Origin of the sequence: Mucilaginibacter sp. UYCu711 (genome assembly GCF_050433825.1) — a bacterium.
Lineage (GTDB): Bacteria > Bacteroidota > Bacteroidia > Sphingobacteriales > Sphingobacteriaceae > Mucilaginibacter.
This window is the reverse complement of the sequence record NZ_JBNPWM010000010.1, coordinates 259,001-282,745: the sequence shown is the minus strand read 5'-3', so window position 1 is coordinate 282,745 and position 23,745 is coordinate 259,001. Positions and strand designations below refer to the sequence as shown.

The window sequence follows — 23,745 nt, the reverse complement described above, 5'->3', positions numbered from 1 at the left end:
AAGGCCTGAGCATTCATAGCCCGCGTTTTTGCTATAATCATATTTATAACGCTAAAGATTATTGCCTATGTTGTGGTTTTGGATAATGTTGATAATGACCGTAGTTACAATCATCCTGTTGGTGATTATCCTAAAAATATTAAAGAAAAATGCTGCGGATAAAAAAAGGCTTAAACTTCAACGCCTGGTCGCACAAGAAGAAATTTTTGAAAAAAACTGTATTCTTTTTTCTCTAAGCACCCGTGAAATGGAAGTGGTGCCGCTTATTTTGGCCGGACATACCTACAGGTCAGCTGCAGAAACCTTACATATTTCCGAGAAGACGATTGACTCACATATGCGTAGTGTTTATGCCAAGGTTGGTGTGCGAAATATTATTAGTCTTTATAAACGTCTCTACGACCATTCCTGAATAGAGTAAGACATTCCCTGATACTTCAAATTTCAGGCAAATCCCTATTGTTAAACATTCCTCTTACCATCACCTTTGGGCTATAATTAAGCCTATGGATCAATAGATACCCATCGTTGCTTTGTTGAAACTGCCGCTCGGTTGCGGCAGGCGAAGCGCAATTACCTCAATGTGTTTACTTATGCTAAGATCGTATGCAAAGCAGGAACTCCTGCTGATGGAAGATGAATTAACAACCATAGTAACGGTACACCCTGAACCATTAGACCGGATGAAAGCGGCTTTGGTTTGTATCAGGAAATTCCTGCAACGCCAGTTGCAGTTTATTACCGACCACCCTTTTAAGGATACTCAGGAAGAAGCATCCTATTTCAAGAATATAAAACCTCAGTTCTATTACCATTACATTTTCGAGGTGGCTTTGTACAACCTGGTTACGGGCCTGCCATGCGGTGATGATGAATCCAAGCGCGCTTATTACCTGGATGAACTGCGCTTTGCGCAAAGGGCATTTAAGGAACATCCGTTTTTATACCAGTACTACCGGTTGGGTGGTGATGAACTGGACGAGCTGTATTTCGTTCGGGGTGTAGCTGTCCAGAGTGTACTGATCCCCGAAGTGCCGGAACTGGACAGCACCTTTTCTACCAGCGGCGATTACCTGTTTGCCAGGTTCAAAGCCTATGAAATGTTGCAGGAATATATCGCCCATGAACTTGCCAATATTGGGAAGGCGAAAAGGGTAGCTTTCGCACGGCCCGGAAAAGGTGGCGAACCATTAAAATGGACAGGCGACCAGGTGAACGCGATAGAGTTGGGTTACGGAATCTGGTTATCCGGCCAGTTGAATAAAGGCGATGCCTCTTTAGCGGACATTATGTATTGGCTGGGCCAGAGTTTGGATATTGATCTGGCCAGGCATACCCGCAGGTTTGATGAAATCAAGGCGAGGAAGCTGGTCAGCCAGACCCGTTTTACTGATAATATGCGGGATGCGATTCGTCAGCATATTGATAACGCCAACGCTTTCAGGCCAAATGTGTTGCGGAGGGCTAACAGAACAAGTTCAAAATCAGGCGAGTAATTGCAAAGTTTCGCCGCTTTTGGGGACTGCCGGATTAGGGTTCGCGATCCAGGCAATTTTGGGGTAACAAAAGCCTGCTGCAATGGAGCGGCAGGTTTAAACCAACAAATTTATGTTACATCAAATCACCTGGCAGCAGTACACGGTTGTTGTCGTTGCATTTTTACTGGTCTGGTACGCGGTCGTCTGGCTGAAGTATTTTAAGAAACCCGCCGATGATTCCGTACAGCCGCCTGAGCCGCTGGAACACCGGGATTTTGAGGAGGAGGAGCCGGGCGATATGTTAGGCAGATCCGCCGAAGAATACGGGGTGAGTACTGTAGACAGCGATGAGCTGCATTTTGGCCCGGATTCGGAAAAGGGTTTTGAACCGGAAACAAGCGTTGCCGACGAAAGCGAAGAATTGCAGGGCCTGGTGCCGGATGTTTTGGAAGAGATCAAAACGGTGATCGAAACGGTAGCATCCGGCGAGGGAACAAAGGAGGATTTTATCGGCTTGTTTAAACTGGTTTCCTGCAAGTATCCGCAGATCGCGGAAAGCCGCCACCTGGAAGCGATCAATGATTGGATCATTGAAAACGTGCCTTTTGAATTAACTGAAGAAGAATTGTACCAACTCTGGATCAGCTAAATCAAGCTTATCCCCCGCAGGAAAACGGTAATCAATCAATTCAGTGAACTTCAAAAACATAACAATGAAAAATCAATTCATCAGCCCTAAAAAGCAAAACGCGGCGAAATTATTACTGGCATTATTCATCGCGAATGCCTTAGACCTGTTCTTTAACGCCACTAATGCCTTGGCCCAGGATGGCAATGCGGGAATAACCCAGGCGACCACGATGGTCAAGGGATATTTTGATACGGGATGCAACTTGATGTATGCTATCGGTGCCGTTGTCGGCATCATTGGCGCTATTAAAGTGTACTCGAAGTGGAACGCCGGGGAGCCGGATACCAACCGTGTAGCGGCGGCCTGGTTCGGTTCCTGTATCTTTTTGGTAGTGGTAGCGACCGTGATCAAATCGTTCTTTGGCTTATAAGCCGGTTGAGTGTAAACATAAATAATCATCCATAAAATGGCATTTCAGTATCCGTCCCCGTTTGGGGACGGTGCCGAAGGCCGGAAAGGAGTTAAAAAATGAGTTCAGTATATGAGATCAACAAGGGGATAAACAAACCTTTAATGTTCAAAGGTCTGAAAGCGCAATACATCGGTTACCTGGGTGGCGGCCTGCTTTGCCTGCTGATCCTTTATGCCGTCTTGTATATCAGCGGGCTGAATAATTACATCTGCCTGGTGCTGATCGGTGGTTTAGGAACAGTGCTGTTAACGGCCATATTCCGCATGAGCCACAAGTACGGCCAGTACGGTTTATTGAAAAAAAGTGCTAAACGAAGCATTCCCACCTACCTGAAATTCAGGACAAGGCGGTCATTTATTAATTTATTAAAGAAGAAATAATGGTAAATATTGAAAACATATTGCCGGTTTATAAAGTGGAGAACGATTGCATCGTGTCGGTGCAGGGCGATATCACGGTGGTTTTTAAAGTAACCCATAAGGATATTTTCACCGCTTCCGCTGATGATTATGAGGGGGCGCACCATGTATTGGTTAAAGGGTTGAAGGTATTGCCTAAAAATACCGTGTTTCACAAACAGGATATTTTCATCAAGGCAAAACACCGGGCCAGAGCTGAGGCCGATACGGGTTACCTGGCGCAAACAGGTGAAGCCCATTTTGAAGGCCGTCCTTACCTGGAGCATACCTGTTATATTATGCTGACCAAAAAGCCGGACGACCGTAAAGTGGCCAACAGCGGTTATTCCGGTTTAATGCGCAAAAGGGTTGTTCCAAAGCAAACCACGGACGAAAAATTGTTCCTGGACTTTATGGAAAAGGTCGGGGCATTTGAGCAGATCCTTTCGGATAGCGGTTACCTCCATTTAAAACGGTTGACCGATGATGAACTGGCCGGGACAAAGAGTAAAGCCGGGATCATTGAATCTTATTGCTTCCTGCTTTCGCCGGATGAAAAGCCGATGTTGAAAGATGTTCATCTGAAGGACGAGATCAGGGTCGGTGATAACCATTGCCAGCTATTCACCCTATCGGATGTGGAAGATCTGCCATCGCTTTGCGGCAGCCGGGTAAACTATGATAAGTACAGTACAGATAAAAGCAATTTCAGCATCGGCTTTGCCTCTCCTATCGGGTTACTGTTAGATTGTAACCACCTGTATAATCAATACATTTTTATAGGTGACGCGCAGGCTACCTTAAAAGGTATGGAGAAAAAGCGCTTGCGCTTACAGTCCTTATCCGCTTACAGCCGGGAAAATGCCATAGCCAGGGATGCCACATCAGATTTTTTGAACGAGGCGATCAGTGAGCAACGCTTACCGGTAAAGGCGCACTTCAATGTGATGGCCTGGACAGATGATGTTACACAGTTACAGCCGATCCGCAATAAGGTAGGTTCAGCAATGGCGCAGATGGATGCGGTTGCCCGGCAGGAAACGGATGGGGCCGCGCAGATCTGGTGGGCGGGTCTACCTGGCAATGCTGCCGACTTTCCCATGAATGACACCTTTGATACGTTCGTGGAACAGGCCACCTGCTTTATGAATATGGAGGGCAATTGCAGTTCGGATGGTAAGGGTATCCGCTTCGGTGAACGCAGCCACGGCAGGCCGGTCTATGTTGACCTGTTTGATAAGCCGATGAAAACGGGTTTGGTGACTAACCGTAACCTGTTCATTTGCGGCGGTTCGGGTGGTGGTAAATCCATGACGATGAACCACATGCTCCGAACGCTTTATGATGAAGGTACGCATTGCGTGACCATTGACATTGGTGGTAGTTACAAGGGTTTATGTACGCTGGTAAAGGGCTATTACTTTACCTATACGGAAGAAAACCCGATCAAATTCAATCCTTTTTACATCGGTAAAGGCGAAGTGCTGGACATTGAAAAGAAAGAAAGCCTGAAAACGCTGTTGCTGGCCTTGTGGAAGCGGGAAGATGAACGTTATAATCGTTCGGAGTATGTGGCCATCTCCGGAGCTATTACCCTATACTATGAACACCTGAAAAAGAACCCGCTATTGTTTCCCTGTTTCAATACCTTTTATGATTTCCTGATGCTGGAATACATGCAGGTGATGGAGAATGGTAAGGTGAAGGAAAAGGATTTTGACATGGGCAACCTGCTGTATGTGTTGAACCCTTATTACAAAGGCGGTGAATTTGATTACCTGCTGAATGCGACCGAAAACCTTGACCTGCTGAATGAGCGCTTTATTGTATTTGAGCTGGACGCGATCAAGGGGCACGAGGTTTTGTTCCCGGTTGTGACGATCATTATCATGGAAATGTTTATCTCTAAAATGCGAAAGCTGAAAGGAAAGCGCAAGATCCTGGCGATAGATGAAGCCTGGATCGCAATAGCGAAGTCTGGTATGGCCAATTTTATTAAGTATCTTTTTAAGACCATCCGTAAGTTCAACGGGATAGCCGCGTTGATCACGCAGGAGGTAGACGACTTATTGAGTTCACCTATTATCAAAGAAACGGTGATCAATATGTCCGATACCAAACTGCTGCTGGATATGCGTAAGTTCATGAACAAGTTTGACCGGTTGCAGGATGCTTTAGGCTTATCCGAGAAAGCTAAAACCTTGCTTTTGTCGGTCAATAAAGCCAATGAAAAAGGCCGGATGTACCGCGAGGTGTTCATTGACCAGGGCGGGCAGGAACTCAAAGTGTACCGTAACGAATTATCCGTTGCCGAATACCTGGCCTACACCACGGAAGAATCCGAAAAAATGATGGTCGAGGAATATACCGCCCGCTGCAATGGTGATATGGAAAAGGGTATCGCCCTTTTGATCCGCGAAAAGTACAGCAAATCAATTAGTAAACATTAAATCTAACCAGATGAAAAGAATTATTTTAATGCTTGCCATTGCAGGCATGGCCTTTATAGGCTGTAATAGTAATCATACAAATAGTAATGCTATTGCTGACTTTATCCCCGGCATCTATGTGAACCAGGCACAGAGCGGCTACAGTGTTGCCAATGATACCTTGATCATTGCAAAGGCTAAGAGTACCGATAACATCTATCTCATTACCCGCAAAATGGGTTATCGCCGGATAACTGACGGTAAGCTGCAAGCCTTGCAGCACCAGGTGAAACACCTTTCAGGCTCATGGGATAGCCAAAAGCAGATCCTGGAGGTAATGCAAACCCATACCTTTCCCATTTTTCAGCCGGATAAACGGAACCTGCTGAACGGGGTAAGCGAATACTGGAAGCTATAAAACCTGGCTAAAATTAATCAACAAATTTTCAAACCAATTAAAACACCCTCTTTGGGGGGTAAGGGGGGCTTATGAAGAAATATATGGTGATCCTACCATTATCCGCAATGACCTTATTCGTGGCATTGCCCAAAAATGCCGATGCGCAATTTATTATTGCCGATGTGATCAAAGCGGCCATTACCAAAGTGATCAAAGCGATTGACCTGAAGGTGCAACGCCTGCAAAATCAAACCATCTGGCTGCAAAATGCGCAAAAGACGGTCGAGAACCAGTTGCACAAATTCAAGCTTGATGAGATCTCGGACTGGTCACAGAAGCAAAAAGACCTCTATGGCAAGTATTACAAGGAGTTGCAAACGGTAAAAACCGTGATCGCTTATTATGAGCGGATTAAAGATATGACCAATAAGCAAACCAGCCTATTGAACGAGTACAACCATGCTTGGGGACTGTTGCGCAACGATAAACATTTCAGCGGGGATGAACTGACCTATATGCAGAAAGTCTATCGCGGCATCCTGGAAGAAAGCGTAAAAAACCTGGACGAAATTATGCTGGTCATTAAATCCTTTCAAACGGAAATGAGTGATGCCAAAAGGCTGGAACTGATCAACGCCGCAGCTAACCGCATGGATGACAATTGCAGCGACCTGCACCGCTTCAATAACCAAAACTACATGCTCAGCGTGCAGCGGGCCAGGACTGAAAACGAAACGCTCACCTTAAAAAAGTACTATGGTATCAATTAAGCAGTTCAAAAACTCCCCCTTCAGGGGGTTAGGCGGGCTTCTGCTTTTGCTTTGTTTGTCTTCCGCTGTTAAGGCACAAACTTTTGCTGAATGGTGGTCGCAGAAAAGTACCCAGATCAAATACCTGGAACAGCAGATCGTCGCCGCCCAGGTTTATTACGGTTACCTGAAGCAGGGCTATAATATCTCACAAAAAGGTTTGGGTGTTATCGGTGACTGGAAGAACGGGGAACTGAACCTGCATAAGGATCATTACGATGCTTTAAAAACGGTCAACCCGGTTATTCGTGACAGCCCAAAATTCAAGGCGATCCCTGAATATGCCGATGCCATTCCGGGGCAATTTGACCACCTAAAAAACCTGGCCGGTTTAACCGCGGATAACCGGGTTTATATCAATGCCGTGCTGCAAAAGGTATTAACCGAATGTAACCGGGATTTGCAGGAGCTGGAACTGATCGCCGTAAACGGGAAAGCGGAAATGACCGACGATGAGCGGATCAAAAGGCTGGATCAGCTCTATGACAGCATGAAAGACAAGTTTGCCTTTACGCTATCCTATTGTAACCAGGTTAAAACCCTGCTGCTTCAAAAACAACAGCAATTACAACAATTACAAACAGAAAGGAGGTTTTATGAGATCAATTAAAGCGTTGATGGCAGGATTGTTTTGCCTTGCGCTATCCGCGCTGAACGTTAGCCCAGCCAAAGCGCAATCTTTCGAGATCCAGCAATTGTTGCTGGATGTGGCTAAACTGGCGCAGTTCAAAAGTATCCTGAACGAAATGTACGATGGCTACACCATCCTGACCAAAGGCTACGGTACAGTGAAGAACCTGACACAGGGCAATTTCAACCTGCATGAAGTGTTCCTGGACGGCCTGTTACAGGTTAGCCCCGAGGTAAGGAAGTACGCACGGGTGGCAGATATCATTGCCGATGAAAGCAATATCCTATCGGAATACAAAAAGGCTTACAGCCGTTTCCGAAACAGTGGCAGGTTCAGTGTGAGCGAATTGGACTATATCAGCAACATCTATGAACGGCTGACCAGTGCAGCTTTGCATAATGCGGCTGATCTGGCCGATGTACTGACCGCATCAAAGTTACGCATGTCGGATGATGAGCGGTTGAGCGCCATCGACCGGATCTACCTGGACACTAACGACAAGTTGCAATTCCTGCGGAGTTTCAACAGCCGGACGGGCATATTACAGGCCCAGCGGCAAAAACAAGTTAACGAAACGCAAACCCTTCAAAATTTGTACAAGCCATGAAAAAACTAAAAATGTTAACGGGCCTTGCCCTGTTATTACTGGCTCCCTGTTTAGTTCACGCCGAGGGCATTACCGACACCCTGACCGGTATGCAGCCGGTATTGGATAATGTCTACAAACAAATGCTACCCTTATGCGCTAAACTGATCGATGTTGCCCAGGGTATCGCAGGCTTTGCCGCGCTTTGGTATATCGGTTCAAGGGTTTGGAAACAGATCGCCCACGCGGAACCGATAGAATTCTACCCTTTGATCCGGCCATTTGCTTTGGGCATCGCTATCGGCCTGTTTCAAACTTTGGTGATCCCGGTGATGAACGGAGTTTTACAGCCGGTCGTGGAGGTTACCAACGGGATGGTTAAAGACAGTAATTCCGCTATTACGCAGTTACTCAAACAGAAACAGGATGCGGTAAAGAACAGCACAATGTACCAGATCTATGTTGGTGATGATGGGAACGGTTCCCAGGAAAAATGGTACAAATATACGCACCCCGATGATCCTGATGGTAATAATGAGGGAATTATTGACGGCTTGGGTAATGATGTGAAATTCTTCCTGGATAAGCAATCGTATAATTTCCGCAACAGCATCAAGCAATGGTTGAGCGAAGTATTGGAGGTGGTTTATGCGGCATCGTCCTTATGTATCAATACCCTGCGGGTGTTCTTCCTGATCGTATTGGCCATATTGGGGCCGCTGGTGTTCGGCTTATCTGTATTCGATGGTTTCCAGCATAGCCTGACCCAGTGGTTCGCGCGGTATATCAATATCTTCCTATGGCTGCCTATTGCCAATATCTTCGGCAGTATCATTGGGCAGATACAGCAGGAAATGCTCAAAATGGATATTGCGCAGATCCAAAGTGCGGGGGATACTTTCTTTAACCAGACCGATACGGCTTACCTGATATTTCTCTTGATTGGAATTGTAGGGTATTTCTCTGTACCGACCGTAGCCAATTTCGTGGTACATGCGCATGGCCATAATGGAATGCTGCAAAGGGTGAGTTCGATAGCCAGTACAACGGTTAGTACCTCCGCTGCAATGGCCGGTAGTGCAGGCAGCGCCGCCGGATCACGGATGGCAAGCGGAGCTGTTAATATCCTGAAAACGCCGGGTTATATCAAAGATGGTTACCAGGGTGGTGGTAAAGACAGCTATCAAAAAGACAAGTTATCAGGCAAATAAACCTCAGACGTATGTTTACACAACTCAGAAATATCGACAGTGCTTTTAAGCACATTAAACTATTCAGCTATTTGCTGATCGGCGCTTGTGTCCTGATCTCCTGCTTTGCCGTTTGGAAAAGCTATCAGAGTTCGGACAATTACAAGAACCATATTTATATACTGGCAAACGGCAAGGCTTTGGAAGCTTATGCCGCAGACCGGAAGGATAATATACCAGTAGAGATCAGGGATCATGTTAAGATGTTCCACCATGACTTTTTTACCCTTGATCCTGATGATAAGGTTATCGAGGCCAATATCACCAAAGCTTTGTATATGGCTGATGGTTCTGCAAAAACGGCTTACAGCAACCTGAAGGAAAGCGGTTATTATGCCAACCTGATCTCCGGTAATATCAGCCAGCAGGTAGATGTAGACAGCATCGCGCTGGACATTAACCAATATCCCTATTACTTCAAATGCTTTGCTACGGAAAGGCTGATCCGTTCTACATCGACCGTAACCCGCAGCCTGGTCACACAGGGTTTTTTGCGGAATGTATCGCGGAGCGATAACAACCCGCACGGTTTCCTCATCGAAAAATGGGAAACGCTGGAAAACAAAGATCTGTCCACCCAAAGCAAATAAGATGAAAGCAATAGGTAAATGGCAGGTAACTGCACCGATGAGATCGTGGTTTAAAACCGCCATCCAAAAACGGCACAGGCAACTGGCTGATCACCTCGACCGGAAAACGCAGCATTGGAACAGGGCTTCCAAAGTGCTTTTCTTATTACTGATCTGCCTGCTGCTCGGGGCTTTAAGCTTTGGCCTTTTGATCAGGGCTATTTATTAACAGAATTTAAAACCGCTGCTATGCAGCAAAAAAACACCATTATGAAACAAAACACCGTAGTCAACACCCAGCAACAGGAGAAGCACCGGAAATTCATGCTTGTCCTGCCATTATTGATCCTGCCATTCCTCACGTTAGGCTTTTATGCTTTAGGCGGTGGTAAGGGCGATGCAAGCGCAACGCTTAAGCAACAAGGCATTAACACCCAATTACCGGAAGCGCAGTTCAAGAACGAAAAACAGCAAACCAAAATGGGGCTTTATGACCAAATGGCAAAAGATTCGGTATCGGCATCTAACAACACAGTTAGCCCCTCTTTTGGGTTTAAGGATGAAAAGGCCGGCCAGTTGTCAACCATAAACCAGCAGGGAATAACGGCAGACGACCACGAGCAGGACATCAGGCAAAAACTGGCACAGATCAGGCAGGAGGTCAACCGTCCGGAGCCGGTGGTTAAGCCCGCAGCCGTTCAGCAAGTAACAGACCCTAATACCGAAAAGCTGGAAAAGCTATTGAAATCTGTGCAACAGGGTAAAACCGAAGATCCCGAAATGCAGCAATTGGGCACTTTGCTGGATAAGATTCAGGCTATCCAAAACCCTGGCCTTGCATTGAGTAACCTGAAAGCAAGTTTACCACTCCTAAAGGATACTGCTTTTAAAGCTATCCCGGCAGTTATTGACGGTTCACAAAAAGTGTTGCAGGGCGGTGTTGTTAAATTGAGGTTGACTGATACGATGCATTTGAAAGGCATGGTTTTTAACAAAGGGCAACTGCTTTTTGGTAACTGTACCATTGTTAACCAGCGCTTATTACTGGATATTAAAAACATCAGGATCGGCACCGCCATTGTCCCCGTTAACCTCACGGTTTATTCTTTAGATGGCATTATCGGCTTGAATGCACCGGAGGCAGAGTTAGCCGAAGCCGCAGGCAGCGGTACAGATGATGCTTTGCAAAGTATGCAATTCCTCTCCATGGATCAATCACTGGCTACACAGGCCGCCGGGGCCGGGATCAGCGCTGCCAAATCTTTGCTCGGTAAAAAGGTTAAGCGGGTAAAAGTAAAACTGGAGGATAGCAGGCAGGTCTTGCTTCGCAACAACGATAATAAGATCCGCTAAGAGCTAAACGATTATTATTTACCCATAGATAAACAACCAATATTATGAATTTGAACAATTTACAGGATCTCCAACAGGAGGTCAGAAGCATGGGGTTTAACCCAAAGGTAGCCGATGAACTGGAAAAGAATATGAAAGCTTTACCGGGCTATTTCACATTAAAAGACCAGTTCCCCGGCGATAAAGGCATGGTTGATATGACCCTGCACTTTAAAAAGTCGGGACAGTCGGACAACTATTCATTTAACAAGTTTGAAGTAACTGCCGGTAAAGTGCCGCCAACCGTAGAAAACCAGCAGTACATGGTCATTTCTGCCGATAAAGATAAACCTGATAAATTCCTGGTTAAGAACTTTGACAGTCCGAATGAGGCGCTTGATTTCTTTAAAAAACAAAAAGGCACCAGTGAACTGGCCGTAGGCGAAAGTGTGGAAGCCAAACAAAACCTGGCTTCTATGAAAGATGGTAAAGTAAACTTTATCAATCCCGATTTCAGGCAGGCGTATTTCAGCCCGGCGGTAAGCCAGACCTTTTATCTGAAGGATGGTAAAGGGTTTTCCGCAAATCAGGCGGCTAACCTCGTACAGGACAGAACTGTGTTCCGTAATGATATGATGACCAGGGACGGGGATTCTTATAAAGCCTGGATGCGGTTGGATTTTGATGTCAAAAAAGACGATTTCGGCAACCATAAATTTAAGCAGTTTCATCATCCGACCTATGGCTTTGATATGGAAAAAACACTGAATGCTTATAAGATCAAAGAACTGGCTGAACCCGAAAAGAAAGCCGAGATCATGAAAGCCATGAGCAACGGCGACCGTGTTGCAGTAACCGCCACAGGTAAGGACGGCAAAGAAGCCAAAGTGATGGCCGAGGTCGTTCCCCGCTACGGCAAACTGAATTTCTTTAGCGAAAAAGGTGCCGCATTAAAACGGGAGCAGTTCACTAAAACCGCCACAGTTAACAACACCCAAAACCAAAGTAAAGCCCAATCCCAGGATAAAGCACAGCAACATGGCCAAAGCCGGGGTATCCGTTGAGCAGTTAGAAATACTCATTAAATAATAACAAACACATTTTTTAATTTAAAAACAACATTATGAAAAATTTCCAGGAGTTGAAAAACATCGTATTGACAGCTGAAACCGACGCGGTAAAGTTTTACGAAAAAGGTAACAACACCGCAGGCAGGCGATTAAGAGCCGCTATGCAGCAAATAAAACAAACTGCTAATACCATCCGTGTTGAGGTATCAAAAATTAAAAAAAGCTAACAAGTAAAATAAAAGCTTTTTAAAGGCCTGGTTATTTTGACCAGGCCTTTGCCTTTAGATCCATGTAAGGTAGTCGTCCCGGTAATCATGTAACTGCCCTACCCAGCTTGGATATTCAAATTTAAAACCCTTTTCGCTGTCATCTTCAAATCCCTTTTCCATCAGAACTACTTTGTGGATTTTTTCAAGGTCAAAGCGGTAATAACCAGGCTGGCCGGAATGCCATGCCCAGGCATAAACAAAATAGTCGCCATACGACGAATCACCTGTAAATATCGGTTTGATAGATATATGGGTGTCGTTATCTTCGTGATATTGGATCTTAACCCACCGTTTGTTTTTGATCGCGTCAGTTATCTCTTTGTCTTTCATGAGTTTAAAAAAATGTTTTAATTATGGTTTCTAATTGAGGGGAATTAAAACAATAATAAGCACTTGCCGGGTCAATTACCGGGTTATAAAAAAGATAATTTATCCACAACCTTAGTACCTGTAAATGCTATAACGGTCAGCAGGTTCAACGCGTCCGGGCCATAGGCACCGCCCGCTTATTCACCAGCTTACCCTTTGCTGCCAGTCATGTGCTTCATACTTCCGCACACCACTGGCTTTTCTTTTTACGGCTTCGCTTTTTTAGGTCTCTCTTATGTGATTTTTTAGGCGCTTACCCGACATTTTATTAAACAAATTTCTGGAAAGCCTGCTGCACGTCAAGACCGGGCCTCCGGTTTTGTAAAAAAAATCTTCCTCGCTTTTTTCATTGGATGCCTCCGGCGGGTTTGTTTCCGAGTGTATTTTTTTTTCAAAAGTCTTGCCTTTACAGCCGGCTTATTCAGGTGAGGTGCTTAATAAAAAGCGAGCGAGCGTAGCGAGCCACTTTAAAAACGAACAAAAAGTACCAGTATGAAAAACATAAAAGGAAGAGCGCCACCGAACGGACAACACAGCAACCGCCGACCTGTCACGTCAATAGTATTAAAATCAGGAACATTAAAAAATAGAAATCATGAAAATCAACGAAGCAAAAATCAACGAAGCAAAAAACAACAGTGCATCAAATAACGGAACGGCAACCACCGCTAACCCTGTAACCGCCGATAAAAACAAAGTGGCCTTTGTCAATAGCAACCCTGTTAATAAGGATAGCGCAGAGGTAAAGGATAAAGAGGATAAAAACAAGGTACAGGAAGAACAGGCCAAGAGCGATGCACCGAAAACGGAAGCCCCAAAAGCCGACGAGACGCCAGCGAAACCGCAGTCCGTTAAACCGGTAATGAATTTAGACAGCACAGTAAAGGTGGTATTAGACCTGAACCGCAAAATCCAGTACCGTAACAGGATGCAAACCATTGTTGCCAATCTGGACGACTTTGTAGTGAAGCAGGAAGAAGTGAGCGAGGAAACAGGCGCAAACAGCTTGCAGGGTTGCGAACTCATTATCAGGGACGATCAGGGGCGTACTTTCAGCACGAAGAACGCAAACCTTATTCAACAATCGGCGCAGTTTGTTAATAACCTGTGTGTTGAAAAAATTGCGGAGATAGAAGCCGAAATTATCATACCTGCTTAAAACAGTAAAGCCCCCTTTCCCAAAACACTAAAGGGGGCTTACTTTAAATTCACCTACAGTAAATCCGAAGCAAATGTACGAACTATTTATAGAGCTGACCGACCAACTATTTTGGGTTGGGTATGCCGAAGATTTGGCCATCAGCGACCCCGCAGTTTTTAATTCCGAGTTTAATAACTTCTTAAACAGTTACAGCCATGCAGGATAAAATATTGCTCATTGTACGGCTGATCGTTGAAACCGGCCATTTACAGATTAACGATGCGGTAAGGGAGATAGAAACCAATACGGTTTTAAATATCCTAAGTACAGCAAATGTAAAAGTGCTGAAAACCGAAATTCTTAAAACACATCAGGACAACTAATTAACAAGCTTATGAAATGGTTTAACGAGTGTAAAACGATAGACGAAGTAAAGTCCGAATATAAACGACTGGCTAAACTGCATCATCCCGATTTAGGGGGCGATACGGCAACCATGCAGGAAATTAATAGGGCTTATGCTTTCGCCTCTGCCAAAGCGATCAAGGGCGCTAACTTATCCGATGAAGAAACAGAAAACGAGATCCTATCATCGGAAGCGTACCGCAAGGCTATTGAGGGCATTATATATTTAGACGGTATTTTGATAGAGTTGGTCGGCGCATGGATTTGGGTAACGGGTAACACCCGACCGAATAAGGAAATCCTAAAAGCAGCTGGATTTTTATTTGCTTCTAAAAAAGTAGCGTGGTATTTCCGCACAGCTGAATACAAAGTGAGCAAGGGTGGTAAAAAGAGCCTTGATGAAATCCGCGAAAAATATGGTAGTGAGGTTATTAACAGTAACACCACCAGCCGCCCCAAGCATCAATTTTTGAGAAACTGATTAAATCGGAGGCGCAACCGTTCAAAGGGCGCATTTTTATGAAAACATTAAATCAAAACAGCACCGCCATATTTTTCCGTCTTATGGAAATAATGAACGGCAACGAACATTTGAAAATCATCAATGAACCTTTTATGCCCTTGACCATTGAAAAAATCGGTGAGGATATTATTATACCGATGGGCGTAGGTTGTGCTTACAGTCTTTGCCATTATTACGAACAAAACGGTGACCTGATGCAGGATCCTGAAATGTGCTTTTTAATTTGGTTTGACCGCACAGAGCAAACCGAAGAACTGGTAAAAGTCACCATTGCACCCTTTATGTTCCAGCAAGGTAATTTAGGCATATATCAGGAAAGTATAGAGTTTAGCAACCAGGTCATGGGTAATGTACATAAAGATATGCAGGCCGACCATGCCGAATTTGCAGATATGTGGTTAAGCAATATTAAACTACAGGGATTTTTAAGAAGTGGCCGGTAAAATTAAGAACAGATTACCACAATATTTAATAAGTTTGTTTATGGAAACACAAGTAATTCCAACACGGGCCGGGCAGGTATGTAAAACTATTATCCGCCTTGACGATGAAAGGACGGACGATGTTTACATCGTAACCGAAGACCCTACTGTTATAAATGATGCTGATGCAATCGAAATTGTTAAACTCAAAGATTTACAACGGAACATCAAAGACGCTTCAAAAGCTGAAAAACGTAAAGTTTCAAAAAGTAACCTTACCGTAGTAGGTGAGGATTTACAACAATATATTGCAAGCTGGAATAATTAATAAATTGTGCAATGCCATGTAATAGGTGTTGCACAATTTTATTAAAGTGTTAAATCACAACCTTGTTTTCCTCTACCTGCCTGAGTAAAATTTCCAAACCCTCCGAACGGGACATTGTATTTCCCAATTCCTTTAAAGAATGTTCATCATGGTAAATGCCGTTCGGATCATTCCAGGCTAACCATTCAATAATATCTTCCCGGCTCATCCCGTTGGCAAGCAGTATTAATTTTTCCTCTGAAAGATTTGTTAAAGATTGGTAGTCATACCCCGAATTTTTCCAGAAACTCATACTTAAAGTTAAGCAAATTTCGTTAGATTTATATTATGATTGCAGATATTTTGACTATCGAAGATGTGGTTTCCTTCTTTAAAAGCCTTGTGACGGAAGGTGTAAATGCCCACCCTGATGAGGATTTTACTCAATATATAAATTCTAAAACAGGGGAAGATACCTATACCTCAAAGGATGCTGCTGTTAGAAATAATTTGATGCACAAATCATTTAATATTTGCGAAAGCGTGGGAATCGATATATACGATTTAATGCAGGAGATTTATTTAAAAAATACAGGCTTAGGTTTATACATGCCTCTACCTTCTGAAAGTGCAGACAAACCCGATTAATGACAGATATCCATTCTAAAGAAAAGAGAAGTTACAATATGTCCCGCATAAGGGCTAAGGACACTAAGCCCGAATTGATGGTTAGGAAGTTTCTATTTTCTAAAGGATACAGATATAAGCTTCACGATACTACGTTACCGGGAAAACCCGACTTGGTATTACCCAAATATCGTACTGTAATATTTGTTAACGGTTGTTTTTGGCATGGTCATGCCGGTTGCAAAAAAGCCAAACTTCCCAATACTCGAACTGAGTGGTGGAGTGAAAAAATCAATAAAAACAGAGCTAACGACGTAAAAGTTTATGATGCTTTAATAATTGCCAAATGGAAAGTTATTACCATTTGGCAATGTGATTTAAAGGGAGATTGGCAAAATCAATTAATATCAGAATTGCCCAAATAGCTTTCTATGTGATTTTTGATATTTAACGATTGCGCATAGCTAAACTTAGGTGGTAAAGCGTTGCCTATAAGTAGGGCTAAAGCTTGTTTGGGTATATTCGAAGGAAATTTATAATCTTTTGGAAAAGATTGTAATAATGCGGCTTCTCTCGGTGTAATAACGCGATCTTCTTCAGGGTGTAAAAAACGTCCTTTAGAAGGATTTAGACATCCACCGGTTATTGTTGTAGAATAATCATCCCATCTTAAACGACCATAGACATCGTTAAATCCAACATTTGCTTTTTTGTGACAAGCTAATGTGTAGCTTTCTGGCAGATCCTTTGAACTACCTCCATTTTTTGGCGTAAGTTTTATCCTTTCCATAACATCATCGGTGTGTTTAGCCGTGATTTTATGGATTGCATCGTCAGTAGTTATCATAGATTCAAGATCACCTATAACATCTCTTACAGTGACTTTTTCATTGCTTCCTTTAGCAACCTTAATAGGCCCTAATAATGAGCCTACCATTACCAATCTTCTGCGACTTTGAGGAACTCCGTAGTTTTTAACATTAACTACTTCGACATCTATATAATACCCAATTTCTTTTAACTCTTTGACTACCTGCTGAAATAAATCATATTCTAATAATGCTGGTACATTTTCCATCATAATTGTATAAGGCAAGTGTTCCTTTACAAATCTTAAATATTCTAAGACCAAATCATTACGATCATCTTTAACACTACCTCTGTTTAAGCGTCTAATTGAGGAAAATCCTTGACAAGGCGGACAACCTGCAAGTAGGTGCATACGCTGTCCATTTAAAGCAAGGCCAATTTCATCTTTAGTAATTACCCTTATATTTTTCTTGATAACTTTAGTTTCCGGGTGATTGAGCGAAAAAGCCGCGGCAGCATTTTCAACCAACTCAACAGCTACTTTTGTTTTAAAGCCAGCTTGATGCATTCCCTGGGTTAAGCCTCCGCAACCGCTAAATAAATCAATAGATAACATTTCCATCACTATTCACCTATTAAGATAACATTTTTATAATTTACAAACTCCATATATTCTTTAGCCATTGCTTTTTTCGCGTCGACATCCACACTTCCGTAACGATCTGATTTGAAATTAATATAGATGTTTCCGTTAGTGCAAAAATACATTTCTCCTCCGATATAAGCTTCCTTGCATCCCGTAATATTAGTATGGCAAACGTACGGTTTTTCAGGTCGTGCTTCTGATCGCAAAACGTTGCTTGTTTTCTCCCACATTATTTTTATGCTAATATCATCAATTACCCATAGAAAGCACTTTTCAGCATAGCTTCCATAATTAAGAATTTGGTATGTATCCAATTCATCTTCGGTAATTTCAACATACCCGATAGGATGATTATTCTCGATTCCATCGTGAATAAAATTGAGAAAAGGTTCATTGCTATCTTCTCCTGTAAGTAGATCTGTTTCGATTGATTTTGAACCACTCCGTTGAAATGGTTTAATTAGTGGTCCTAAGATTTTTTTGTGATTGTCGGTTAAGGCTGGCATAAATTAAATATTGATTAGTACTAATCCCTTCTCTAATGTTTCGTTTAATTGTTGAATTGAATATTGTTTGGCCGCATCTTTATAGGATAGCTTAATCACATCTTTTAATTTTGATAGTAATGCGGTTTCATCAGGGCTTATTAATAGTTTTTTTTCTTCACTGAGGAAAATGTATTTATCAGAATCTTCAAGGATTTTTTCAATTGTCTTTTGGTTTAAGTCAAAATCTAATTTTTTAAATTCTTCTAACAAATACAGCTTTCCCAATAGCCTTTCAAGGTGTAACAAATCGGACGCTTCGGACAGATAATCGTTAGAAGTAAATTCAACATCAAATCCTTGGATTTTAATTTTTCCGCTACTTGTAGCTTTTCCAATTATATATTGAAATATAAATTCTTCAGAGGTAAATATGGAATGAGTGGTGCTTCCCTTCAAAAATAATTGAAATCTATTAGCATAAGGTTGAAATTCTTTTTTGTTTAAGAATGCTGGTATATCATTCCTGACTTTAGAGTAAACGAAAACAAACGCAGTTGATGATGCCAAAATTTCTAATAGCCAATTTTGAGAATCTATACCCGGCATACCATATTCCCAATCATATATAATAACGTCCGGCAATAAACCATCATCTATTGAAGATAATGCTTGCGGTGGTTTGGTAAATCCAAATAGATTTATCAAGCCATCTGTACAAGGTTTGCTGGTTACAATATCTTTAATTAATTGCTGTAGATAGCTTAAAGTCTTCCAATCTTGGGTAATTGCCAAATGATAAAGGTTTTCTGCACTTATTGCTTCGTTATATATCCCTTTCTCTATAAAATCTTTGAAAACGGGGAATTCATCATCAAGTAAGAAGATGTTGATTGAGTGTTTAGTCATTTTCTGTACTGATTACTTGTGAAAAATCAAGAATAAATTGTGCGCCGGTTAAACCTTGAATTTTGTCACGCTGTTTTGCTAAATAAATATCCCCTCGTTTTTTCATAAGGTTTAAATAATGTTTGCAGACATACAAGCCTAAACCACTTGGTGGAAATTTTAAACTTGCTCCCGGTTGAAATAAATATGACATCATACTATCGTGTATTCCTGGGCCATTGTCTGCCACAGTAATTGTTCGATCAGCAGAATTAATATATATCCTGATTTTTCTATCAGTGATCTCCGGCTTATCCATCCAATAGCATGAATTATCAAGTAAATTAGTTAATATCTGATTTAAAGCGCCATATCTTGCAAGAATTGAAAAGTCGTGATCTTTGTTATAATCAAAATCAATATTTAAGGTTTGGAATCTTCTTCGAAATACCGATAACACATACGTTACTGAAGTTGATACACGGAATTCTACTGGGTCTTCATTTCTAAGGGCTCTCAGGGGGCTTAAACGCAATAATTCTGATTCCAGTGATTTGGACGTGTCTTTAAGCTCTTCCAGTTTATCTGCATCTAATTTACCCTCTTTTATAACTTCTAATATTCCGTAATAGAAATTAGAGGTTGTTTTACTAATTTCATGTAATGCTACCGCGATCCCTAAGCCAAACCCGGCCTGTTCGGTTAATATATCTTGAATTTCCTGTATCTGTTTTAAGTTATCTTCAAGGTTCTTTAATGATTTAGAAAGTTCAACTAATTTTCCGCTTCTTTCATTCAAGTTACCCAAGTCTTCTATATTCGAAAATAATTGATATTGATCCACCGCAACATCGTAATTGTTATCAACTATATTTTGAATGATTTGCGATGATTGTTTTGAAAACGTCTTTAGCCGGCGTGGATCTCTTATCGTATCGCCGCTTAAATTTTTATATTCGTTTCGTTTACCGATATAGTCATTTTCTACAAAGTAGGTTACAGATCTTACTAGATCAGTTAAATCAGCAAATGCCCGATTTTTAATCATGCCCTCACGATTGGTTTTGTCAACCAAATCCATATTCGTGGATTGATCTATCTCGATATTGCCTATCATGTGATAATAGGACATCCTATAGCTCTGTTTAACTTGTCTTTGTTTCAGTCCCAACCAATCTGTTTCCGTGCCCCACTCAGCAGGGAATACGTTTATGCCGTCTCGATATATTGAAATTCCACCATATCTTTCGAGGTAAGACTTAAATTCTCTATCATCGCTTGTATTAGACATCCACGGGTTGTCCCTATGCCATACATCAATATGAATAAAAAAGGGTCCTGATGCGGGCTTTCTCCACAAACGCCTGCCTTCGATAATATGAAGCCAATGATTGCTATTAAGTGTTTTTAAATCGAGTTTTTGATCCTCATAATTGAAGGCTGCTAATGGTACATTATAAGGTGGGGTAAAGGAGTAATTATAATTGAATATTCCCCATTCATCTACTAATCCAAATATTTGAAATACCGGATCATATTTTTGATATATGATTTGTTCATCTAAATCTTTAACCTGCGGACAGAAAAATGATGCTTTAAATTCAGGTGCCGGAGTATTTGGATGAGGATTGGGGGAGTTTAATTTTAATATTGTACGATTAATTTCCTTTATTTCCGATTCTGTCAATTCAAAACCATCACGGCCACCATAGATGATTAACCGTGTTCCGCTGTTTTTTTCGCCATAATCTCTGGAAAGAGGCTGTCTTGATAAACTTACCTTAATATCGTCCAGATTTTTAAAAAGACCTTGAGTGATATTAAAATCGTCCCAATTGATTTTTAGAACGTACTCATAATTAAATTCCGCAACTTTCGTGGTAATAACCAGGTTTTTACCCAAACGGTGACTTGCGAAGCGGCCTACGCCTTTTTCTCCAAGCGGAATCCTTCCTTTATTTTCTGACTTTATAACTTCGTATAAAGCGTTAAATGTATCTAATTTTCCTTCCCTTGTAGCTTTCTCGCGTTCCTGCTTAATCCTCTCTTTAACATTAGTTTTAATTGTTGATGCCGGTCGTAACCAACCAAGTTCAATTTGTTCTTTTGTCATCCCACTTCCATCGTCGTCAATGATGATAACGGGGCCAGGGAAATCAGGGTATTCAAAAAGGGCGTTAGGTAGGCGAGGTAAATTGGGGACGTTTTCAATTGTTACATTGCAATAAGAAGCACCGGCATCGAATCCGTTCTTTACTAATTCCAAAATTCCAACTCTTTCAGATGCGATTAATTGTTCGCCTAATACTTGGACTAAATGGGCATCAGCTTTGAAATTCAAAAGTATGCCACCATCAAGACATATTTCATCAATAAACTGCGGAGTGGTTTTTCTTACAGCGTTGTTGTAATTATAAAATTCAGGATTGAGTATTTTTTCTAATATGATACCGTCGTCATTTTTAAAATAAACAGGAGTAGCGAAATTTTTATAGTCCTCTATTTCAACAAAATAAAAACCTTCTTCCCGTTTATCTTCAAATGGTCTTTTTTTGATAATACCATATCCGAAAAATTTACCTTCACCGTGCTTTTCAGGTTCATAATAAACAAATTCAATAGGTAAATTTTCAAATTGTGCTAAGTAATTTTTAGTTGAATTAGCCGGGAAATGGTAGTATTTGCCAATAAAGTCGTTGTAGTCACTTGTGATTCTGTATTGAGTAAGAATTAAGCAGTTTCTTTCGGTCATAAATAAAATGTTTGCAAAGCTACTCAATTGGTTAGGTACAACACTTTGTAATAAACATCTAAATTTATTGATAATTATTGAATTATAGCATGTCGCAAACTTTACCGAGCGATTATTGATAGTAATTTATTTACCTGTGGCTTTTTAATTAAGTTATTTCAGGCATCAAATATTAATGTATTTGTTTATTTAGAGGCGAGTTTATGAGTTTTAATAGCATTGATGCCTTTGTAGAGTATGGTGAAATGAGGATCTCCAACCTATAAATCCCAATATTAAGCAGTGCTTAATGTCACATGAAAAATATATCTTCGAGATATGAATGCCTATTACCGAACAATTTTAAATGATAATATAAAAAAGGGATTAGCGAATGCTATTAGTGCATCGGCTATCAAGCACCCGTTTTTGATTGGTAGGCTGCGTGAAATAGTTGTCCACGACTTACTTGAGCCGATGCTTAATCAGCGTTTTTCTATGGGCACCGGAAAGGTTATTGATTATGCCGGGACGATATCAAATGAAATCGATATCTGCATTTACAGTAAAAATTTGCACCCACCGGTCTTTTTTTCTTCAAATGATAATCTTGCTATATTTCCTATCGAATCAGTCTTAAGTTGTATCGAAGTAAAAAGTACGTTTTCAAAAAGGAACATCGAAGATGCTTATAAAAAATTTATTGCTATTGACAGTAATTTGTCCTTAACAAGTGGGGATCACGATAGTAATCATATACCCCTTCCGCAAATTGTTGTAAATCCCCATTATCGCCTTTTTATATTTAAAACCGATTTGAAAAATTATACCCCGGAATCATTTTTAAACACCTATAAAACTATCGACCCGAATTGGAATTCCAATCCAATCATTTCACACGTGTGCCTTGCTGGAAAAGGTTCCTTTTGTTTTACCCACCAAGGGTGGATACACCTAAGCTATGATGAGACAAATGATGTACACGAAGAAATTATCAGTTTTTTAGCAACCACTGTTCAGGACCTTCCACGAACAGAAGAAAGCAGGGGGATTCCCAGAATTGGCTACTATCTAACGGACACTTACACAACTGACAGATTAATTGATGGTAAACTTCATGTACGTCCTTGGAACCCTGGCAAAATAGCTTTCAAAATGACAAAGGTCATCAAATCCGGCGATAGCTTTAGATTAGACGGTTAGATTGCACAATATTAGAAATTTCTGGCCCAATTATTTATTAAATCCCCACCTTTATACTTTTCAAAAATGCATTTTCTGTTTTTTAGATCAAGTTCCATATAAATGCCAATGACGTAGCCGCTAACCTGTTCTGGTTGTGCTTTTCCATCGTAAGACCAAACATCATTCTTTTTTGTCAAAGCCCTAAGACGTTTTCTATCACTAAGTTTTTCTGAAGCTGGACGACTTGACTTTTTCATTTCAACAGCTATCAAGTTATCCGGGACTTCATTTCCTCTACTATGTATAATAAGATCGCAATTGATAACAACAACTTCCATTTCATCATCTAAAATAGTTTTAATTTGGCCGTCCTGTTTGCGGTTGTATTCGGTATCAGCATAATAACCCTCAATTCCAAATCCAGGCATCAGTTGTTCAAGATATATTGCCAATCGGGAACAAAGGCTTCTTTCCGCAACACCACTTAATATGTGTGCAGTTTCTTTTTGAAAAAAGGTGTCACTCGACGTTTTAAAAAGATTAGTTAGTTGAGCTTGTGTAAATCTTACTTGCATTGCAAAAATTTAGGTTTACGCAAATTACGAAATTTTAATACCCAACAATACTTCTTTAAGGATCAGGCGGTATCCGAGCGTTAACGATTCCTTAGCTAAGTGGATAATAATTGATTATTGCAGTACCATTAATAGCTGTTTTTTAATGATTTATGCAGCGTTTTGCCACACTTTTGACGGAGTTTTGCCATAGTTTTGGCAGAGTTTTGCCGGACTTTTGATAGAGTTTTTTAACAATGTTTTGGCAGACATTTGACGGTTTTTCTGCAACATTTATGGCAGAGTTTTGTCCGACTTTTGATGTGTT

At 41.4% G+C, this 23,745-nt stretch carries 32 protein-coding genes; 25 read left to right on the top strand and 7 right to left on the bottom strand.

The window, feature by feature from the left end:
- Window positions 1–94 precede the first annotated feature (94 nt).
- The 16 genes from ABIB50_RS21195 (at window position 95) to ABIB50_RS21120 (ending at window position 12,282) form a co-directional block, all read left to right on the top strand.
- Window positions 95–412 (top strand): response regulator transcription factor, encoded by a 318-nt coding sequence (locus ABIB50_RS21195; protein ID WP_429383043.1) that lies wholly within the window; start codon window positions 95–97, stop codon window positions 410–412.
- A 181-nt stretch (window positions 413–593) separates the two neighbouring features.
- The gene (locus ABIB50_RS21190; RefSeq protein ID WP_429383041.1) at window positions 594–1,496 is read left to right on the top strand and encodes an RteC domain-containing protein; all 903 of its coding nucleotides are present in this window, start codon (window positions 594–596) and stop codon (window positions 1,494–1,496) included.
- Between the two features lie 112 nt (window positions 1,497–1,608).
- Window positions 1,609–2,127, top strand: a complete 519-nt coding sequence (locus ABIB50_RS21185; RefSeq protein WP_429383039.1) for a hypothetical protein — start codon at window positions 1,609–1,611, stop codon at window positions 2,125–2,127.
- A 64-nt stretch (window positions 2,128–2,191) separates the two neighbouring features.
- Window positions 2,192–2,539, top strand: coding sequence for a DUF4134 domain-containing protein (locus tag ABIB50_RS21180; protein WP_429383096.1), 348 nt, complete (start codon window positions 2,192–2,194; stop codon window positions 2,537–2,539).
- A gap of 98 nt (window positions 2,540–2,637) precedes the next feature.
- The gene (locus tag ABIB50_RS21175; protein ID WP_429383038.1) at window positions 2,638–2,961 is read left to right on the top strand and encodes a DUF4133 domain-containing protein; all 324 of its coding nucleotides are present in this window, start codon (window positions 2,638–2,640) and stop codon (window positions 2,959–2,961) included.
- Entirely contained in the window at window positions 2,961–5,429 is a 2,469-nt protein-coding gene (locus ABIB50_RS21170) for a TraG family conjugative transposon ATPase (RefSeq protein WP_429383037.1), read from the top strand. Before ABIB50_RS21175 ends, ABIB50_RS21170 begins: the two co-directional genes overlap by 1 nt.
- Window positions 5,430–5,439: 10 nt before the next feature.
- Window positions 5,440–5,826 (top strand): hypothetical protein, encoded by a 387-nt coding sequence (locus tag ABIB50_RS21165; RefSeq protein ID WP_429383035.1) that lies wholly within the window; start codon window positions 5,440–5,442, stop codon window positions 5,824–5,826.
- A 107-nt stretch (window positions 5,827–5,933) separates the two neighbouring features.
- Entirely contained in the window at window positions 5,934–6,578 is a 645-nt protein-coding gene (locus ABIB50_RS21160) for a conjugal transfer protein TraI (protein ID WP_429383033.1), read from the top strand.
- Complete coding sequence (locus ABIB50_RS21155; protein WP_429383031.1) at window positions 6,565–7,227, top strand: hypothetical protein; 663 nt, start codon at window positions 6,565–6,567, stop codon at window positions 7,225–7,227. The genes ABIB50_RS21160 and ABIB50_RS21155 overlap by 14 nt, the downstream gene beginning before the upstream one ends.
- Complete coding sequence (locus ABIB50_RS21150; protein WP_429383029.1) at window positions 7,214–7,855, top strand: TerB family tellurite resistance protein; 642 nt, start codon at window positions 7,214–7,216, stop codon at window positions 7,853–7,855. Before ABIB50_RS21155 ends, ABIB50_RS21150 begins: the two co-directional genes overlap by 14 nt.
- Window positions 7,852–9,045: a conjugative transposon protein TraJ gene (gene traJ, locus ABIB50_RS21145; protein WP_429383027.1), complete on the top strand. Its 1,194-nt coding sequence runs from the start codon at window positions 7,852–7,854 to the stop codon at window positions 9,043–9,045. Before ABIB50_RS21150 ends, traJ begins: the two co-directional genes overlap by 4 nt.
- An 11-nt stretch (window positions 9,046–9,056) precedes the next feature.
- Window positions 9,057–9,674, top strand: coding sequence for a conjugative transposon protein TraK (traK, locus tag ABIB50_RS21140; RefSeq protein WP_429383025.1), 618 nt, complete (start codon window positions 9,057–9,059; stop codon window positions 9,672–9,674).
- A 1-nt stretch (window position 9,675) separates the two neighbouring features.
- Window positions 9,676–9,882, top strand: coding sequence for a hypothetical protein (locus ABIB50_RS21135; protein WP_123204687.1), 207 nt, complete (start codon window positions 9,676–9,678; stop codon window positions 9,880–9,882).
- A gap of 20 nt (window positions 9,883–9,902) precedes the next feature.
- Window positions 9,903–11,006, top strand: coding sequence for a conjugative transposon protein TraM (gene traM / locus ABIB50_RS21130; RefSeq protein ID WP_429383022.1), 1,104 nt, complete (start codon window positions 9,903–9,905; stop codon window positions 11,004–11,006).
- Between the two features lie 44 nt (window positions 11,007–11,050).
- Entirely contained in the window at window positions 11,051–12,049 is a 999-nt protein-coding gene (locus ABIB50_RS21125) for a hypothetical protein (RefSeq protein WP_429383021.1), read from the top strand.
- Window positions 12,050–12,108: 59 nt separating this feature from the next.
- Window positions 12,109–12,282: a histone H1 gene (locus ABIB50_RS21120; RefSeq protein ID WP_429383019.1), complete on the top strand. Its 174-nt coding sequence runs from the start codon at window positions 12,109–12,111 to the stop codon at window positions 12,280–12,282.
- A gap of 54 nt (window positions 12,283–12,336) precedes the next feature.
- On the opposite strand, the gene ABIB50_RS21115 is transcribed toward ABIB50_RS21120, so the two are convergent.
- Window positions 12,337–12,654, bottom strand: coding sequence for a hypothetical protein (locus tag ABIB50_RS21115; protein WP_429383017.1), 318 nt, complete (start codon window positions 12,652–12,654; stop codon window positions 12,337–12,339).
- Window positions 12,655–13,288: 634 nt separating this feature from the next.
- On the opposite strand from ABIB50_RS21115, the gene ABIB50_RS21110 reads away from it, so the two are divergent.
- From ABIB50_RS21110 to ABIB50_RS21085, 6 genes are all read left to right on the top strand, one after another.
- Entirely contained in the window at window positions 13,289–13,852 is a 564-nt protein-coding gene (locus ABIB50_RS21110) for a hypothetical protein (RefSeq protein WP_429383015.1), read from the top strand.
- 73 nt (window positions 13,853–13,925) lie between these two features.
- Window positions 13,926–14,060: a hypothetical protein gene (locus ABIB50_RS21105; protein WP_429383013.1), complete on the top strand. Its 135-nt coding sequence runs from the start codon at window positions 13,926–13,928 to the stop codon at window positions 14,058–14,060.
- Window positions 14,050–14,217 (top strand): hypothetical protein, encoded by a 168-nt coding sequence (locus ABIB50_RS21100; protein ID WP_429383011.1) that lies wholly within the window; start codon window positions 14,050–14,052, stop codon window positions 14,215–14,217. Before ABIB50_RS21105 ends, ABIB50_RS21100 begins: the two co-directional genes overlap by 11 nt.
- Before the next feature lie 11 nt (window positions 14,218–14,228).
- Window positions 14,229–14,720 carry a J domain-containing protein gene (locus tag ABIB50_RS21095; RefSeq protein ID WP_429383009.1) on the top strand — a complete coding sequence of 164 codons (492 nt, stop codon included), beginning with the start codon at window positions 14,229–14,231 and terminating at the stop codon, window positions 14,718–14,720.
- Window positions 14,721–14,758: 38 nt separating this feature from the next.
- Window positions 14,759–15,205 (top strand): DUF6908 domain-containing protein, encoded by a 447-nt coding sequence (locus ABIB50_RS21090; protein WP_429383007.1) that lies wholly within the window; start codon window positions 14,759–14,761, stop codon window positions 15,203–15,205.
- A gap of 40 nt (window positions 15,206–15,245) precedes the next feature.
- Window positions 15,246–15,512 (top strand): hypothetical protein, encoded by a 267-nt coding sequence (locus ABIB50_RS21085; RefSeq protein WP_429383005.1) that lies wholly within the window; start codon window positions 15,246–15,248, stop codon window positions 15,510–15,512.
- Window positions 15,513–15,561: 49 nt separating this feature from the next.
- Here the strand turns inward: ABIB50_RS21085 and ABIB50_RS21080 are convergent, their stop codons facing one another.
- Entirely contained in the window at window positions 15,562–15,804 is a 243-nt protein-coding gene (locus ABIB50_RS21080) for a hypothetical protein (protein ID WP_429383003.1), read from the bottom strand.
- A gap of 35 nt (window positions 15,805–15,839) precedes the next feature.
- Here ABIB50_RS21080 and ABIB50_RS21075 point away from each other — a divergent pair, with 35 nt between their 5' ends.
- Together ABIB50_RS21075 and ABIB50_RS21070 are read left to right on the top strand one after the other, a co-directional pair.
- Window positions 15,840–16,139: a hypothetical protein gene (locus ABIB50_RS21075; RefSeq protein ID WP_429383001.1), complete on the top strand. Its 300-nt coding sequence runs from the start codon at window positions 15,840–15,842 to the stop codon at window positions 16,137–16,139.
- Complete coding sequence (locus ABIB50_RS21070) at window positions 16,139–16,543, top strand: very short patch repair endonuclease (RefSeq protein WP_429382999.1); 405 nt, start codon at window positions 16,139–16,141, stop codon at window positions 16,541–16,543. Before ABIB50_RS21075 ends, ABIB50_RS21070 begins: the two co-directional genes overlap by 1 nt.
- Here the strand turns inward: ABIB50_RS21070 and ABIB50_RS21065 are convergent.
- Genes ABIB50_RS21065 through ABIB50_RS21050 form a run of 4 tightly spaced genes read right to left on the bottom strand, consistent with a single transcriptional unit; the run spans window position 16,516 to window position 21,699 of the window.
- Complete coding sequence (locus tag ABIB50_RS21065; RefSeq protein ID WP_429382997.1) at window positions 16,516–17,550, bottom strand: DNA cytosine methyltransferase; 1,035 nt, start codon at window positions 17,548–17,550, stop codon at window positions 16,516–16,518. The genes ABIB50_RS21070 and ABIB50_RS21065 overlap by 28 nt on opposite strands.
- Window positions 17,551–17,552: 2 nt before the next feature.
- The gene (locus tag ABIB50_RS21060; RefSeq protein ID WP_429382995.1) at window positions 17,553–18,080 is read right to left on the bottom strand and encodes a hypothetical protein; all 528 of its coding nucleotides are present in this window, start codon (window positions 18,078–18,080) and stop codon (window positions 17,553–17,555) included.
- A gap of 3 nt (window positions 18,081–18,083) precedes the next feature.
- Entirely contained in the window at window positions 18,084–18,968 is an 885-nt protein-coding gene (locus ABIB50_RS21055; protein ID WP_429382993.1) for a hypothetical protein, read from the bottom strand.
- On the bottom strand, window positions 18,961–21,699 hold the full coding sequence (locus ABIB50_RS21050) for a sensor histidine kinase (RefSeq protein WP_429382991.1): 2,739 nt from the start codon (window positions 21,697–21,699) through the stop codon (window positions 18,961–18,963). Before ABIB50_RS21050 ends, ABIB50_RS21055 begins: the two co-directional genes overlap by 8 nt.
- 318 nt (window positions 21,700–22,017) lie before the next feature.
- Here ABIB50_RS21050 and ABIB50_RS21045 point away from each other — a divergent pair, with 318 nt between their 5' ends.
- Window positions 22,018–22,881 (top strand): DUF6602 domain-containing protein, encoded by an 864-nt coding sequence (locus ABIB50_RS21045; RefSeq protein ID WP_429382989.1) that lies wholly within the window; start codon window positions 22,018–22,020, stop codon window positions 22,879–22,881.
- Window positions 22,882–22,892: 11 nt separating this feature from the next.
- Here ABIB50_RS21045 and ABIB50_RS21040 read toward each other — a convergent pair whose 3' ends face one another.
- Window positions 22,893–23,438, bottom strand: coding sequence for a hypothetical protein (locus ABIB50_RS21040; RefSeq protein WP_429382987.1), 546 nt, complete (start codon window positions 23,436–23,438; stop codon window positions 22,893–22,895).
- Window positions 23,439–23,745 lie beyond the last annotated feature (307 nt).

What these genes read in the sequence shown, in the direction of transcription:
- ABIB50_RS21120 (WP_429383019.1), top strand. Translation starts at nt 12,109, where the DNA reads ATGAAAAATTTCCAGGAGTTGAAAAACATCGTATTGACAGCTGAAACC.
- ABIB50_RS21160 (WP_429383033.1), top strand. Translation starts at nt 5,934, where the DNA reads ATGACCTTATTCGTGGCATTGCCCAAAAATGCCGATGCGCAATTTATT.
- ABIB50_RS21050 (WP_429382991.1), bottom strand. Translation starts at nt 21,699, where the DNA reads ATGACCGAAAGAAACTGCTTAATTCTTACTCAATACAGAATCACAAGT.
- ABIB50_RS21060 (WP_429382995.1), bottom strand. Translation starts at nt 18,080, where the DNA reads ATGCCAGCCTTAACCGACAATCACAAAAAAATCTTAGGACCACTAATT.
- ABIB50_RS21090 (WP_429383007.1), top strand. Translation starts at nt 14,759, where the DNA reads ATGAAAACATTAAATCAAAACAGCACCGCCATATTTTTCCGTCTTATG.
- ABIB50_RS21115 (WP_429383017.1), bottom strand. Translation starts at nt 12,654, where the DNA reads ATGAAAGACAAAGAGATAACTGACGCGATCAAAAACAAACGGTGGGTT.
- ABIB50_RS21125 (WP_429383021.1), top strand. Translation starts at nt 11,051, where the DNA reads ATGAATTTGAACAATTTACAGGATCTCCAACAGGAGGTCAGAAGCATG.
- ABIB50_RS21195 (WP_429383043.1), top strand. Translation starts at nt 95, where the DNA reads ATGACCGTAGTTACAATCATCCTGTTGGTGATTATCCTAAAAATATTA.
- ABIB50_RS21190 (WP_429383041.1), top strand. Translation starts at nt 594, where the DNA reads ATGCTAAGATCGTATGCAAAGCAGGAACTCCTGCTGATGGAAGATGAA.
- ABIB50_RS21110 (WP_429383015.1), top strand. Translation starts at nt 13,289, where the DNA reads ATGAAAATCAACGAAGCAAAAATCAACGAAGCAAAAAACAACAGTGCA.
- traM (WP_429383022.1), top strand. Translation starts at nt 9,903, where the DNA reads ATGCAGCAAAAAAACACCATTATGAAACAAAACACCGTAGTCAACACC.
- ABIB50_RS21165 (WP_429383035.1), top strand. Translation starts at nt 5,440, where the DNA reads ATGAAAAGAATTATTTTAATGCTTGCCATTGCAGGCATGGCCTTTATA.
- ABIB50_RS21045 (WP_429382989.1), top strand. Translation starts at nt 22,018, where the DNA reads ATGAATGCCTATTACCGAACAATTTTAAATGATAATATAAAAAAGGGA.
- ABIB50_RS21040 (WP_429382987.1), bottom strand. Translation starts at nt 23,438, where the DNA reads ATGCAAGTAAGATTTACACAAGCTCAACTAACTAATCTTTTTAAAACG.
- ABIB50_RS21100 (WP_429383011.1), top strand. Translation starts at nt 14,050, where the DNA reads ATGCAGGATAAAATATTGCTCATTGTACGGCTGATCGTTGAAACCGGC.
- ABIB50_RS21155 (WP_429383031.1), top strand. Translation starts at nt 6,565, where the DNA reads ATGGTATCAATTAAGCAGTTCAAAAACTCCCCCTTCAGGGGGTTAGGC.
- ABIB50_RS21170 (WP_429383037.1), top strand. Translation starts at nt 2,961, where the DNA reads ATGGTAAATATTGAAAACATATTGCCGGTTTATAAAGTGGAGAACGAT.
- traK (WP_429383025.1), top strand. Translation starts at nt 9,057, where the DNA reads ATGTTTACACAACTCAGAAATATCGACAGTGCTTTTAAGCACATTAAA.
- ABIB50_RS21065 (WP_429382997.1), bottom strand. Translation starts at nt 17,550, where the DNA reads ATGGAAATGTTATCTATTGATTTATTTAGCGGTTGCGGAGGCTTAACC.
- ABIB50_RS21180 (WP_429383096.1), top strand. Translation starts at nt 2,192, where the DNA reads ATGAAAAATCAATTCATCAGCCCTAAAAAGCAAAACGCGGCGAAATTA.
- ABIB50_RS21175 (WP_429383038.1), top strand. Translation starts at nt 2,638, where the DNA reads ATGAGTTCAGTATATGAGATCAACAAGGGGATAAACAAACCTTTAATG.
- ABIB50_RS21105 (WP_429383013.1), top strand. Translation starts at nt 13,926, where the DNA reads ATGTACGAACTATTTATAGAGCTGACCGACCAACTATTTTGGGTTGGG.
- ABIB50_RS21055 (WP_429382993.1), bottom strand. Translation starts at nt 18,968, where the DNA reads ATGACTAAACACTCAATCAACATCTTCTTACTTGATGATGAATTCCCC.
- ABIB50_RS21080 (WP_429383003.1), bottom strand. Translation starts at nt 15,804, where the DNA reads ATGAGTTTCTGGAAAAATTCGGGGTATGACTACCAATCTTTAACAAAT.
- traJ (WP_429383027.1), top strand. Translation starts at nt 7,852, where the DNA reads ATGAAAAAACTAAAAATGTTAACGGGCCTTGCCCTGTTATTACTGGCT.
- ABIB50_RS21070 (WP_429382999.1), top strand. Translation starts at nt 16,139, where the DNA reads ATGACAGATATCCATTCTAAAGAAAAGAGAAGTTACAATATGTCCCGC.
- ABIB50_RS21075 (WP_429383001.1), top strand. Translation starts at nt 15,840, where the DNA reads ATGATTGCAGATATTTTGACTATCGAAGATGTGGTTTCCTTCTTTAAA.
- ABIB50_RS21185 (WP_429383039.1), top strand. Translation starts at nt 1,609, where the DNA reads ATGTTACATCAAATCACCTGGCAGCAGTACACGGTTGTTGTCGTTGCA.
- ABIB50_RS21095 (WP_429383009.1), top strand. Translation starts at nt 14,229, where the DNA reads ATGAAATGGTTTAACGAGTGTAAAACGATAGACGAAGTAAAGTCCGAA.
- ABIB50_RS21085 (WP_429383005.1), top strand. Translation starts at nt 15,246, where the DNA reads ATGGAAACACAAGTAATTCCAACACGGGCCGGGCAGGTATGTAAAACT.
- ABIB50_RS21150 (WP_429383029.1), top strand. Translation starts at nt 7,214, where the DNA reads ATGAGATCAATTAAAGCGTTGATGGCAGGATTGTTTTGCCTTGCGCTA.
- ABIB50_RS21135 (WP_123204687.1), top strand. Translation starts at nt 9,676, where the DNA reads ATGAAAGCAATAGGTAAATGGCAGGTAACTGCACCGATGAGATCGTGG.